This is a genomic window from Streptomyces sp. NPDC045955 (assembly GCF_056430805.1).
The window spans coordinates 399420-411894 of the sequence record NZ_JBWKKY010000004.1 but is presented as its reverse complement, the minus strand read 5'-3'; the positions used below and the strand labels follow the sequence as shown (position 1 = coordinate 411894).

Genomic DNA, 12475 nt, shown 5'->3' with positions numbered 1-12475 from the left:
GATGTCCTTACTTGGTGAGGGAATCGAGAGAGGGGCCGAGGATCCAGCTGGCGATCTCTCGGATCGCGCCGTCGCCACCGGGGACGGTGGTGACCGCGCGTGCGGCGCCGCGCACGACGTCGTGGGCGCTCGCGACCGCCACGGGCCAGCCCACGAGGGCGAAGCACGGGAGGTCATTGACGTCGTTGCCGACGTAGAGCACGCGCTCCGGCGCGATGCCCTGCTCCTCGCACCACTGCTTCAGCGCGAGGTCCTTGCGATCGATGCCGTGCAGCACCGGGAGCTTGAGCTTCCGGGCCCGGGCGGCGACCACAGGGTTCTGTTCCGTGGACAGGATCAGCATCTTCAGGCCGCTCCTGCGGAGGGCCGCGATGCCGAGTCCGTCCCCGCGGTGCACGGAGACGAACTCCCGTCCGTCGGAGTCGACCAGCACCCGGTCGTCGGTCTGGGTGCCGTCGAAGTCGAGGACGACCGCGTCGATGTCGTCGGCGGTCGGCAGCGCGCCGGGGCGGTCCGCGTCGAAGAGCGGCGCGAGGGCCCGGGCGCGGGCGAGGTCGTGCGGGTCGTCGATCTCCAGCACGCGTGCGGCGTCGGTGCGGACCAGTTCGGTCCGGCCGAAGAAGCGGTGCTGGTGTTTGCGGAAGCCGGCCGCCTCCATGGCGTAGGCGGCGCCGGTCTCCAGCAGGTCCTGGGGGCGGTCCTGGCGGCGGGGGCGGAAGGACTTGTCGTGGTTGACGCCGTAGCCGCCGCCGGTGGCCGCGTCGGCCTCCGCGACGGTACCGGCGGCGACCTCCTCCTCGGCGTCGCGCCAGACGAAGCCGTGGAACGGGGCCACGGTGAGGGCCGTGTCGGCGCCGTTCTCGACGATGGCCGCGGCGACTCCGTCCACGTCCTCGCGGGTGATGAACGGGCTGGTGCACTGCACCAGCAGCACGACGTCCACGACCGCGCCGTGCAGGGCCTCGTGCGCGTCCACGGCGTGCAGGACGGCGGCCTCGGAGGTGGCCGTGTCGCCCGCGATGGCGGCGGGCCGCAGCACGACCTCGGCGCCGGCCTCGCGGGCGGCGGCCGCGATGGCCTGGTCGTCGGTGGAGACCACGACGTCCGTCACGAGCCGGGCGGCGCGGCACTCGCGCACCGCCCGCGCCACCAGCGGGACACCGCCGACGGGGAGGAGGTTCTTCGCGGGGACGCCCTTGGAGCCGCCGCGCGCGGGGATCACCGCGAGCACGCGGCGCACCGAGGCACCTCGGCCCGCTTGGGGTTGGGACATGGGGTCTACTCCTTGGGCTCCTTGGGCGGAGGGCGCGGGGCGGCTCACAGCTCCCCCATCCGCCGGATGACGGGCGCCACGCGCTGCACGCCGTGCCGGTAGGCGCCGCGCGCCGCCCGGCGCACGATCTGCCGGACCGGTCCGGGCTCCCGGTCGGCGGCAGGCGCGCCGGGCAGCGGGGTGCCGTCCGGGCCGAGGTGGTGGCGGGCGAGGATCCCGGGCAGATAGCCGGGCGCGGTGACGGGTGTGTAGTACGGGGCCAGCGGCGGCAGGCCGCCGGGCCGGTCGAGCAGCTTGGCGATGCGTTCGCGGGCCGCGTCGAAGGCGGACTCGTAGGACCCTCCCCCGGACTCCGTCCGGGAGGTGCCCCCAGCCACGACCCCCTGCCGGGCGACCCACTCCTCGTCGGGCGCCGGCCGGTGCCCGACGTCGAGCTGGTCCCAGGAGGCGAGACAGCCGGAGCCCACGAAGTGGTGGTTGCCGAGGGCCTCACGGACGCCGAGGTCGGTCAGCACGACCGTCGGGATGCGGCGGTGCAGCGACTCCAGGGCGGCCGTGGAGCTGACCGTCACGAGCAGGTCGGTGCGGTCGAGGACCTCTCCCATGTTCCCGTAGACCAGGCGGAAGTTGGCTGGCGGATCGAGGCGCTGCACCAGCTTCTGGTACGGCAACTCCTCGATGTGGGTGGTGTGTTCGCCCGGCTTGGAGCGCAGCTTCAGCAGCACCTCGCGCTCGGGGTGCCTGCGGGCGTGCTCCACCAGCCGGTTCAGCAGGTACGTACGGTCCTTGCGGCTCTCCGGCACGGAGGGCTGGGCGGCGAAGACGACCGTGTAAGGGTCGTGTTCACCTTCGTACGGCGCACCGCCGAGGAACGGCAGGGCCACCTCGGTCACCGACGTGGCGTCGGCGCCCACCCCTTCGTAGACGGCCCGGAAACGGTCCGCGTCCTGGCGGGAGTTGGCGAGGACCAGGTCCGCGCCGTGCCGCAGCAGCAGGCCGTCGGCGAGCTTCTCGTAGACGACACCGACGTAGCCGGTGACGACGACGGGCCGTGAGGTCCGGTTCTGCCAGACGCGCGCCAGGCCGTGCAGCATCGCCTGCACACCGCCGCCGACGAGGGCGAGGACGAGGACGTCGTAGGACTCCTCGGCCATGGTGCGCAGGAACTCGGCGGCGGTGACCTCCCGGAGCGAGTCGGCGCGCACGCCCACCTCCTCCAGCTGGCGCGGCGTGGGCGTGGCCCGGCCGCGCAGCAGGAATCCGTCGAGGGCGGGGCCGACTTGCGCGCTCTCGCGCGGTCCGGTTTCCATGGACTGTCCCGGGGCGATGCGGTGCGCGGTGAGCGCACCCCATTTCCAGCGGGTGTCGGAGTCCGCGAGGACGGCGATTCGCGGGCGCTTCGGTGTACTTGCTGGCACGTCGAAGACGCTAGGAAGCAATTCCTAGGTATGGCGGAACCACGACTCAACGAAAAGTTAACAACGCGCCACCGGGAGCCGAACTGGCCCGTGGCGAACGGGGAAGTACACGGGGTGCACCGTTCTGACACATTGAGTTCACCCAGTGTATGTGCACCGGAAAGTTGCGGAGCCGGACGGCCTCCTAACGTTTTGCGGGTGCCTAAGCTTTCCGTGATCGTGCCGTTCTACAACGTGCAGCAATACGCCCCGGACACCCTCAGAAGCCTTCGGTTGAACGCCGACCGCGATTTCGAGTTCATCCTGGTCGACGACCATTCGAAGGACGAAACGCCGGCCATTCTCGAACGGGCCGCCGAGGACCTTTCGGATGTCGCGCAGGTGCGTTACATCCGACACGAGAAGAACGGGGGGCTCGCCACCGCCCGCAACACCGGCCTGGACGCGGCGCAGGGCGAGTACCTGACGTTCCTGGACGGCGACGACTGGCTGGCCCCCGGTTATCTCGCCGAACTGGTGTCCGCCCTGGAGGAGTTGGGCTGCGACTTCATCCGCACCGACCATGTGCAGGCCACCGCGCGCGCCCGTTCCGTCTCCCGGGTCCCGATCGGCCGGCGCTGGGAGGCCTTCGACCCGCGGGAGGCGATCCTCCCCACCCACCGCTCGACCTCGGTGGACTACGCCTACGCCTGGGCCGGCGCCTACCACCGCCGCCTCCTCGAAAGGGGCGTGCTCCACTTCACCGACGGGCTGCGCACGGCCGAGGACCGGCCGTGGATCTGGAAGCTGCACCGCGAGGCGGAGTCGTTCGCCGTGGTGAGCCTGCTGGGCGTGTTCTACCGGCGCGGGGTGGCCTCGTCCCTGACCCAGATCGGCGATGTCCGCCAGCTCGACTTCATCCGCGCCTTCGACCAGGTGATCGAGGAGACGGCCGCCGACCGTGAGGCCGACCGGCTGCTGCCGAAGGCGGTACGGACGTACTGCGCGATCATCGCGCACCACCTTTCCAACGAAGACAGGTTCGAACCGGCCGTGGCGAGGCAGCTGCGGTCGATGAGCGCGGCGGCCATCAAGCGCATGCCGCAGGACGCGCTCGGTGACGCACTGGAGGCCATGGACATGGACCGCTCGTCCAAGCTGCGGCGGCTGCGGCGCAGGGTCACGCCGGCGGGAGCGGCCGCCTGATGCCCGGGACCACACAGATCTTCTGCGCCTCGACGCTGTACGGCGTCGCCACCCTGGCCGCCGCGATCGACTCCGACCTCTTCGAGGAGCCGGATCGCCGGGTGCTGCTGGTGTGCAACAACTCCGCGAACCCGGAGACCACCCCGGCCCTCGACGAGATGCCGGGCTTCGCGCCGCTGCGCGAGCACTTCGACGACGTGCTGTCCTGGAACGACGCCATCCGCCCGTTCCACCCCGGGGCGTGGGCGCCGCGCTCCGACGACATCCCGCTGTTCGAGCGCTATCTGCGGATGCTGTGGGGCCTCGGCGACGACCGGGTGAGCCTGGTGCTGGAGTCCATCCAGGTCGCGCCCGCGCTGACGGTGGCGCAGTTGTTCACCGACGCCCCCATCGACGTCTACGCCGACGGGCTGATGAGCTACGGCCCCACGCGCAACAAGCTCGACCCGCTGGTCGGCACGCGCGTACGGCGGCTGCTGCACCTCGATCTGGTGCCGGGGCTCACGCCCATGCTGCTGACCGAGTTCGAGGTGCCGGCGCGGCTGGTGCCGTCGGCCGCGTTCCTGAAGGTGCTGGGCGAGGTCACCGAGACCGTGCCGGAGCTGCCCGACCTGCCGGGCGACGCGGCGCTGCTGCTCGGCCAGTACCTGTCGGCGCTGAACATCCTCTCCCCCGAGGAGGAAGAGGACCTGCACGTGCGGATGATGCGGGGCGCGGTCGCCCGCGGCCACCGCGCGGTCGTCTTCAAGCCGCACCCGACCGCACCGGCCCGCTACAGCCGCGCCCTGGAGACCGAGGCCGAGAAGCTCGGCGTGGACCTCACCGTGCTGGACACGCCCGTGCTCGCCGAGGTGCTGTTCGACCGGACCCGGCCCGCGCTGGTCGTCGGCTGCTTCTCCACGGCGCTGTTCACGGCCTCGGTCCTCTACGAGCTGCCGGTCGCGCGCATCGGCACCGAGCTGCTGCTGGAGCGGCTGACGCCGTACCAGAACAGCAACCGGATCCCCACCACCCTGGCGGACGCGCTGCTGCCCGACCTGGAGGGCGGCGAGGACGGCGACCTGCTGCGGGCCGAGTTGCTGTCCGACCTGGTGACCGCCGTCGGGTTCACCATGCAGCCGCAGATCCATCCGGACCTTCGCCCGCGGGCGGAACAGTTCCTCTCCCGCCATCTCGGTCCGCGGACCCGGCGCTACTTCAAGAAGCGTCGGCTCACCTCGCTCGGGCTGCCCGGCGGTATTCCGCAGCGGCTGGCATTCCTGCCCCGCAATTCCACGGCACGCCGGGTGGTCCGGCGGGCACGGGCGTTGCGCAAGGCGGTGCGCCGCTGAAGAAGGCGTGCCCGGCGGCCCGTCCCGGCGTCATCGAGATGAACCCATGGAAACGGCCAGGCGAAGCCTGCGGTCATCGAACGTAATTGCGTCAATTCCCGCCCTAGGGTGACAGGCGCCCTGCCCGCCCACAGGCGGCTCAGGAAAAGGACATACGAGCCACACAGAGGTTTTCAGCGTGACCGAGACGGTCGTCAGCACCCGTAAGCCCGGTCCCCAGGTCGCCGTGCTGGTGGAACCACCGGGCGTCACGACCGTCCCAGGGCGCCGGAAGGACTCCGGGGGCCGCCTGCGGGCCCTGGACGGGCTGCGGCTGGTGGCCGCGCTGATGGTGGCGGCGTACCACTACGGCGGACGCGACGGTGAGGTCTCCCAGGCGTGGGGCAGCTCGCCCAAGGAGCAGTTCCCGACGCTGCACGAGTTCTTCGCCTACGGCTGCCTCGGCGTCCAGGTCTTCTTCGTGATCAGCGGGTTCGTGATCTGCATGAGCGGCTGGGGCAGGCCGCTGAAGTCGTTCTTCGCCTCCCGCGCCTCCCGGCTGCTGCCCGCCTACTGGGTGGCGGTCGTGCTGGTGACGGCGGTGTTCGCGCTGCCCGTGGTGGCCTACAAGGCGGTCTCGCCGAGTGACGCGCTGGTGAACCTGACCATGCTGCAGATGCCGCTGGGCGTGGACCGGGTGCTCGGGGTGTGCTGGACGCTGTGGGCGGAGGTCCGCTTCTACGCGCTGTTCGCGCTGTGTGTCGTGCTCCCCGGGGCGAACCGCCGCCGGGTGATCATGTTCTGCGCCGGCTGGATGCTGGCGACGGTGATCGCGCAGAACGCGAACATGCCGCTGCTCGACATCGTCGTCATGCCGGAGTACGCCCCCTTCTTCATCGGCGGTGTCGGCCTCTACCTCGTCCACCTGGACCGGCGGGACGCCTACGGGTGGGGCATCGTCGCCGTGAGCTGGCTGATCGGTCAGCACTTCGCGGTGCAGGCACTGTGGCACGCCCCCGGCGCGGACGGCTTCTCCTACCGCTCCTCGATCGGCATCGTCCTGGTCGTGACCTTCGGTTTCGTCGCGGTCGCGGCGATCGCGCTGGGCTGGCTGCGCTGGGCGAACTGGCGCTGGCTGACGGTGGCGGGGGCGCTGACGTATCCGTTCTACCTCGTCCACGAGCACCTCGGCTGGGTGGTGATCCACGCCCTGCACCGCGGTCTGGGTCTGCCGTCCGTGGCGACATTCGCCCTGACAGTGGGCTCAATGCTGGGGCTGGCGTGGTTGCTGAACCAGTATGTGGAGAAGCCGCTGACGCCACGGCTGCGGGCCTTGCTGGCCAAGGCCCGCTGAGCTGTTCACGGGACGTTCAACCAGCCGTCGGTTTCAGCACCGCTCAGGGAGAAGGCTCGTCTCATGACCAACGCACAAGCGACCGACACGTATCCCGGCGAACTCACCGACGTCCCCGGCTGGTTCCCGCCACTGGACCAGATGCTGTTCACCTGGTTCCTGGAGCGGCAGCAGAAGCAGGGCATGAGCGGAGACCTGCTGGAGCTCGGCGTCTACATGGGCAAGAGCGCGATCCTCCTCGGCCACCACCTCCAGGACGGCGAGAAGTTCACGGTCTGCGACCTGTTCGAGGGCGACGCCCCGGACGAGGCCAACAGGGCGGAGTCCACCAAGTCGTACGCCTCGCTCACCCGGCAGGCCTTCGAGCGGAACTACCTGTCCTTCCACGACACGCTGCCGACGGTGATCGCGGCCCCCAGCTCGGTGGTGCCCGAGAAGGTGGCCCCGGACACCTGCCGCTTCGTCCACGTCGACGCCTCGCACCTGTACGAGCACGTGTACGGCGACATCGGCGCCGCCCACGACATCCTGATGCCCGAGGGCATCGTCGTCCTCGACGACTTCCGTTCCGAGCACACGCCGGGTGTCTCGGTCGCCGCCTGGGAGGCCGTCCTCAACCGCGGCCTGCGCCCGGTCTGCCTCAGCACGCAGAAGCTGTACGGCACCTGGGGGGACCCGGAGCCGGTCCAGGAGGAGCTGCTCGACATGCTGCGGCAGCGCACGGATGTCGGGCTGAGCGTGCAGGAGGCGGCCGGGCACCGGCTGGTCCGCGCCCGGTCCAGGGGCATGAAGCCGCCGGCTTTCCCGTCCTCCCGGCACTACGTGGCACCGGTGCCGGCGCAGGCCAGTGCCCCGGCCGCGCCTGTCGCCGAGTCCCGCGCGGCACGCCCGGCCCGGCCCGCCCCGTCGCGGGCCCGCCGGCTCGCCAAGGACCTGCTGCCCCCCGTGGTCACCCGGGCCGTACGGCGGGCACGCGCGCGGCGGTCCTGACCCGGGGTGTCATGAGACCCCGTACCGCGCCGCGATCCCCTCGATCACTAGGGCGAGTCCCTCCTCGAAGTGCCCCTCGTAGTCCTCGAAGATCTCCGCGCCCGCCTGGGCCGACAAGGGAAAGTCGGCCATCAGGCGGGCGCGTTCGTGCACGTCGTAGCCTTCGCGCCGCTCGCCCGGCAGCGGCTGGACGCCCTGTTCCTCGGTGACGAAGCCCAGCGTGTACAGATAGGTCGTGGTGAGCGCGCGGACCGCCTGGGCGAGGGTGAAGCCGGCGGCCGTGAACAGGCGCAGGTTGTCCTCCATCTGCCCGGCGTGCTCGATGCCGGTGAAGCGTGAGCCGCTGAACACCTTGGCGCCGTCCCGGTAGCCCAGCAGGGCGGTACGCAGTCCCCGGTTGGCCTTCAGCAGCCGTTCCCGCCAGGTGTCGGCCGGGTCGAGCGAGGCCCCGGCGACCATCCGGCGGTACATCTCCGTCGCCATCTCGTCGAGCAGCGCCTGCTTGTCCTTGAAGTGCCAGTAGAGGGCGGGCGCCTTCACGTCCAGTTCCCGGGCGATGGCGCGCAGGGTCAGGCCGTCCAGACCCACCTCGTTCAGCAGCCGCAGCGCGGTGTTCGCGACCCGCCGGCGGTCCAGGGGTGCCCGTCGTTCGGTACTCACGCTTGACAACTTAACACCGTTAAGTCCACGCTCGGGATCGGCAGGCACTTAACAACGTTAAGGAGACGGTGGCATATGGACACGGACGTACTGGTCGTGGGCGCGGGCCCGACCGGTCTGGCGCTCGGCGTCGACCTCGCCCGGCGGGGCGTGGCCGCGCTGGTCGTCGAGCGGACGGAGGGGCTGTTCCCCGGTTCGCGCGGCAAGGGCATCCAGCCGCGCACGATGGAGGTCTTCGACGACCTCGGCGTGCTCGACGCGATCCGCGCGGCGGGCGGCCCCTACCCGGTGGGGATGATCTGGCAGGACGGCAGGCGGACCGGCGAGCACCGGATGTTCGACCCGGCCGAGGAGAGCGAGAACTCTCCGTACACCGGGCCGTGGATGGTGCCGCAGTGGCGCACGCAGGAGATCCTCGGGGCACGGCTGGCGGAGCTGGGCGGGACGGTGGCCTTCGGCCGAGAACTCGTCGGCCTGACGCAGGACGCGGACGGGGTCCGCGCGGAGTTCGCCTCGGGTGAGCCCGTCACCGCCCGGTACGCCGTCGCGGCGGACGGCGGCAGCTCGACGGTACGCCGGCTGCTCGGCATCGGCATGACGGGCGAGACCGTCGACCCGAACCCGATGCTGGTGGCGGACGTCCGGATCAGCGGCCTGGACCGGGACAACTGGCACATCTTCCCGCCGCGCGGGGACGGCGACGGCTTCCTCGCGATCTGCCCGCTGCCGGGCACGGAGGACTTCCAGCTGGTGGCGCAGTTCCCGGACGGGACGGCCCCGGACGCCTCCCTGGAGGGCGTACGGAAGGTCGTGGCCGCCCGCTCGCACCTCGCGCCGGAGGCCGTGACCGAGGTGCGCTGGGCCTCGGACTTCCGCCCCCGGGCGGCCCTGGCGGACCGCTTCCGCTCGGGGCGGGTCTTCCTCGCCGGCGACGCGGCACACGTGCACTCCCCGGCCGGCGGCCAGGGCCTCAACACCAGCGTCCAGGACGCCTACAACCTGGGGTGGAAGCTGGGCGCGGTGCTGACGGGCGGTGCGCCGGCGTCCCTCCTCGACACCTACGAGGAGGAACGGCGCCCGATCGCCGCGGACATGCTCGGCCTGTCGACGCGCGTCCACCGCGGGCAGACGCGGCGCGGCGCGGCGACCCGCCAACTGGGGCTGGGATACCGGGAGTCGTCCCTCACCCGGGAGACCCGCACGGCCCCGGGCGCCCTCCGGGCCGGCGACCGCGCGCCCGACGGCACGCTGGACGGCGTACGGCTCTTCGACGCCTTCCGGGGACCGCACTGGACGCTGGTGGCGGTGGGGACGGCGGCGCCGGACCTGCCGGAGCAGGTGCGCGCGGTCGGCGGGGCACAGCAGGCGGCGTACGGAAAGGGCCTGTTCCTGGTCCGCCCGGACGGCTATGTGGGCTGGGCGGGCGAAACGGGCGACGGACTGGGGCGGTACCTGGAGCGAGCCGGTCTCTAGGTGTATTGATCACGAGCGTTGTTAACGCTGGCCGGGCTTGATCATGGCGAAGGCCTCCGTGTGTGGTGGAGGTGTCGAATCTTCACCGCACGGAGGCCTTCATGTCCCACCGTAATGCCCGGCTGACCGTTCACGGCGGGCGGGACTTCGCGGACACGGCCCAGAGCCGCTGGTCACGCCCGCGCGTCCGCCGGGACGTACGTCCCCCACACCTCCCGCAGGGCGTTGCAGACCTCGCCCACCGTCGCCCGGGCCTTCAGGGCGTCCTTCATCGGGTACAGGACGTTGTCCTCGCCCCCGGCGGCCTTCTTCAGGGCGGCCAGGGCCGTGTCCACCGCCTGCTGGTCGCGCTCCGCGCGGAGCCTGGCCAGGCGCTCCGCCTGCTGGGCCTCCAGGGCGGGGTCGACGCGCAGGGGCTCGTACGGCTCCTCCTCGTCGAGCTGGAAGCGGTTGACGCCGACCACGACCCGCTCGCCCGAGTCGGTCTGCTGCGCGATGCGATAGGCACTGCGTTCGATCTCGTCCTTCTGGAAGCCGCGTTCGATCGCCTCGACCGCGCCGCCCAGCGCCTCCACCCGGGCCATCAGCTCGACGGCCGCGGCCTCGACGTCGTCCGTCATCCTCTCGACGACGTAGGAGCCCGCGAACGGGTCGACGGTCGCCGTCACGTCCGTCTCGTGGGCGAGGACCTGCTGGGTGCGCAGGGCGAGGCGCGCGGACTTGTCCGTGGGCAGGGCGATGGCCTCGTCGAAGGAGTTGGTGTGCAGCGACTGGGTGCCGCCCAGCACCGCCGCCAGGGCCTGGACCGAGACGCGGACCAGGTTCACCTCCGGCTGCTGGGCCGTCAGCTGAACGCCGGCCGTCTGCGTGTGGAAGCGCAGCATCAGCGACTTGGGGTTCTCCGCGCCGAACTCCTCCCTCATCACCCGCGCCCAGATCCGGCGCGCGGCACGGAACTTGGCGACCTCCTCCAGGAGCGTCGTACGGGCGACGAAGAAGAAGGACAGGCGGGGCGCGAAGTCGTCGACGTCCATGCCGGCCGCCACGGCCGTGCGGACGTACTCGATGCCGTTGGCGAGGGTGAAGGCGATCTCCTGCACGGGGCTCGCGCCCGCCTCAGCCATGTGGTAGCCGGAGATCGAGATCGTGTTCCACTTGGGGATCTCGGCCTGGCAGTACTTGAAGATGTCGGCGGTCAGGCGCAGCGAGGGCTTCGGCGGGAAGATGTACGTCCCGCGGGCGATGTACTCCTTCAGCACGTCGTTCTGGACCGTGCCGGTCAGCCGGCCGGCGCCGACGCCCTGTTCCTCCGCGACCAGCTGGTAGAGGAGCAGCAGCAGGGCCGCGGGGGCGTTGATCGTCATCGACGTCGAGACGTGGTCCAGCGGGATGCCGCCGAACAGCACCCGCATGTCGTCGATCGAGTCGATGGCGACGCCCACCTTGCCGACCTCGCCGTGCGCGAGCGGGGCGTCGGAGTCGTGGCCCATCTGGGTGGGCAGGTCGAAGGCGACCGACAGGCCCGTCGTGCCGTGGGCGATCAGTTGCCGGTAGCGGGCGTTGGACTCGGCGGCCGTGCCGAAGCCCGCGTACTGGCGCATCGTCCAGGGCCGGCCGGTGTACATGGTCGGGTAGACGCCACGGGTGAAGGGGTACGCCCCCGGCTCCCCCAGCTGCTGCGCCGGGTCCCAGTCCCGCAGGTCGTCCGGCCCGTAGACCGGTTCGATGGGCAGCCCGGACTCCGACTCGCGCGCCATGGTCTGATGCCTCCCGCAGGACGGACGGTAGTGACCTCGCTCACCACCATGCCCCGTGGTTCGCGACCGGTCACCCCCGGGGAACATCTCAGGTGACATCCGGGCACACGGGCGAGACGACGGAGGGCCGCGTGCGTACCACGGGCATGGGGAGAGCAACGATCGCAGTGGCGGTCGCCGGGGCGGCCGTCCTGGCCGGCTGCACCGTGCAGGCCCCCGGCGGCGACGGGAAGAGCCGCTCACCGGTGCACATCGAGTTACCCGGCGACACCCCGTCCCCGGCCCGGACCCCCCACGACGGCGGCGGGCCGAGCACCGCTCCCGCCCCGCCCGGCGACGACAAGCCCAGCGCCGCAGCCGTGCCGCCCCGCGTGCTGTGGTCCCGCGGCGACACCGGCCGGGACGTCCGCGAGCTCCAGGCCCGGCTGCGGCAGGTCGCCTGGCTCTTCGACGGGCCGACCGGGACGTACGACGAGTCGACGGAGCGTGCGGTCAGCGGCTTCCAGGGCAAGCGGGGGCTGCCGCGCACCGGGAGAACCGACACCGTCACCTGGCAGCGGCTGCTGCGGATGACCCGCGAGCCGGGCACCTGGGACCTGTACCTGATGGGCGGCCAGCCGGCCGATCAGCCGGACCCGCGCTGCAGGACCGGACGGGTGATGTGCATCGACAAGACCAGCAGGACGCTGCGCTGGATGATCGACGGCCGGACCGTGTCGACGATGGCGGTCCGCTTCGGCTCACGCGGCACACCGACCCGGGAGGGCGTGTTCTCCGTCTACTGGAAGTCCCGCGACCACGTGTCGACGCTCTACGACTCGCCCATGCCCTACGCGATGTTCTTCAGCGGCGGCCAGGCCGTGCACTACTCCCCCGACTTCGCGGCCCGGGGCTACGCGGGCGCCTCGCACGGCTGCGTCAACGTACGGGACGAGGGGGCGATCGCGGAGCTCTACGCGCAGGTCCGCGACGGCGACAAGGTCGTCGTGTCCTGGTGAGGACGCGGAAGGGGAATTGGGGCGCGGGCGGGACCGGGGGAACGTGTCCCGCCCGCG

General features: G+C 71.5%; 10 protein-coding genes. 6 read left to right on the top strand and 4 right to left on the bottom strand.

Features of this window, described 5'->3' with window-relative positions:
- Positions 1–7: 7 nt before the first annotated feature.
- Both AC07F0_RS11075 and AC07F0_RS11070 read right to left on the bottom strand, forming a co-directional pair.
- Entirely contained in the window at positions 8–1273 is a 1266-nt protein-coding gene (locus AC07F0_RS11075; protein ID WP_478977025.1) for a cytidylyltransferase domain-containing protein, read from the bottom strand.
- 44 nt (positions 1274–1317) lie between these two features.
- A complete protein-coding gene (locus AC07F0_RS11070; RefSeq protein ID WP_478977022.1) occupies positions 1318–2691 on the bottom strand; it encodes a DUF6716 putative glycosyltransferase in 1374 nt (457 codons plus the stop codon).
- A gap of 198 nt (positions 2692–2889) precedes the next feature.
- Here AC07F0_RS11070 and AC07F0_RS11065 point away from each other — a divergent pair, with 198 nt between their 5' ends.
- The 4 genes from AC07F0_RS11065 to AC07F0_RS11050 all read left to right on the top strand — a co-directional run bounded on the left by AC07F0_RS11065 (position 2890) and on the right by AC07F0_RS11050 (position 7530).
- The gene (locus AC07F0_RS11065; RefSeq protein ID WP_478977019.1) at positions 2890–3876 is read left to right on the top strand and encodes a glycosyltransferase family 2 protein; all 987 of its coding nucleotides are present in this window, start codon (positions 2890–2892) and stop codon (positions 3874–3876) included.
- Positions 3876–5207 carry an alpha-2,8-polysialyltransferase family protein gene (locus tag AC07F0_RS11060; RefSeq protein WP_478977016.1) on the top strand — a complete coding sequence of 444 codons (1332 nt, stop codon included), beginning with the start codon at positions 3876–3878 and terminating at the stop codon, positions 5205–5207. The genes AC07F0_RS11065 and AC07F0_RS11060 overlap by 1 nt, the downstream gene beginning before the upstream one ends.
- A gap of 178 nt (positions 5208–5385) precedes the next feature.
- A complete protein-coding gene (locus tag AC07F0_RS11055; protein WP_478977013.1) occupies positions 5386–6540 on the top strand; it encodes an acyltransferase family protein in 1155 nt (384 codons plus the stop codon).
- A gap of 63 nt (positions 6541–6603) precedes the next feature.
- On the top strand, positions 6604–7530 hold the full coding sequence (locus tag AC07F0_RS11050; protein ID WP_478977010.1) for a class I SAM-dependent methyltransferase: 927 nt from the start codon (positions 6604–6606) through the stop codon (positions 7528–7530).
- Between the two features lie 9 nt (positions 7531–7539).
- Here AC07F0_RS11050 and AC07F0_RS11045 read toward each other — a convergent pair whose 3' ends face one another.
- Positions 7540–8190: a TetR/AcrR family transcriptional regulator C-terminal domain-containing protein gene (locus tag AC07F0_RS11045; RefSeq protein WP_478977008.1), complete on the bottom strand. Its 651-nt coding sequence runs from the start codon at positions 8188–8190 to the stop codon at positions 7540–7542.
- A 75-nt stretch (positions 8191–8265) separates the two neighbouring features.
- Here AC07F0_RS11045 and AC07F0_RS11040 point away from each other — a divergent pair, with 75 nt between their 5' ends.
- The gene (locus AC07F0_RS11040; RefSeq protein WP_478977005.1) at positions 8266–9663 is read left to right on the top strand and encodes an FAD-dependent oxidoreductase; all 1398 of its coding nucleotides are present in this window, start codon (positions 8266–8268) and stop codon (positions 9661–9663) included.
- A gap of 173 nt (positions 9664–9836) precedes the next feature.
- Here AC07F0_RS11040 and AC07F0_RS11035 read toward each other — a convergent pair whose 3' ends face one another.
- Complete coding sequence (locus AC07F0_RS11035; RefSeq protein WP_478977002.1) at positions 9837–11420, bottom strand: acyl-CoA mutase large subunit family protein; 1584 nt, start codon at positions 11418–11420, stop codon at positions 9837–9839.
- Positions 11421–11566: 146 nt separating this feature from the next.
- Here AC07F0_RS11035 and AC07F0_RS11030 point away from each other — a divergent pair, with 146 nt between their 5' ends.
- Positions 11567–12418, top strand: a complete 852-nt coding sequence (locus AC07F0_RS11030; RefSeq protein ID WP_478977268.1) for a L,D-transpeptidase family protein — start codon at positions 11567–11569, stop codon at positions 12416–12418.
- The last annotated feature ends 57 nt before the right edge of the window (positions 12419–12475 follow it).

Coding starts and splice junctions, on each gene's coding strand:
- AC07F0_RS11075 (WP_478977025.1), bottom strand. CDS start 1,273: ATGTCCCAACCCCAAGCGGGCCGAGGTGCCTCGGTGCGCCGCGTGCTC.
- AC07F0_RS11060 (WP_478977016.1), top strand. CDS start 3,876: ATGCCCGGGACCACACAGATCTTCTGCGCCTCGACGCTGTACGGCGTC.
- AC07F0_RS11050 (WP_478977010.1), top strand. CDS start 6,604: ATGACCAACGCACAAGCGACCGACACGTATCCCGGCGAACTCACCGAC.
- AC07F0_RS11040 (WP_478977005.1), top strand. CDS start 8,266: ATGGACACGGACGTACTGGTCGTGGGCGCGGGCCCGACCGGTCTGGCG.
- AC07F0_RS11035 (WP_478977002.1), bottom strand. CDS start 11,420: ATGGCGCGCGAGTCGGAGTCCGGGCTGCCCATCGAACCGGTCTACGGG.
- AC07F0_RS11030 (WP_478977268.1), top strand. CDS start 11,567: ATGGGGAGAGCAACGATCGCAGTGGCGGTCGCCGGGGCGGCCGTCCTG.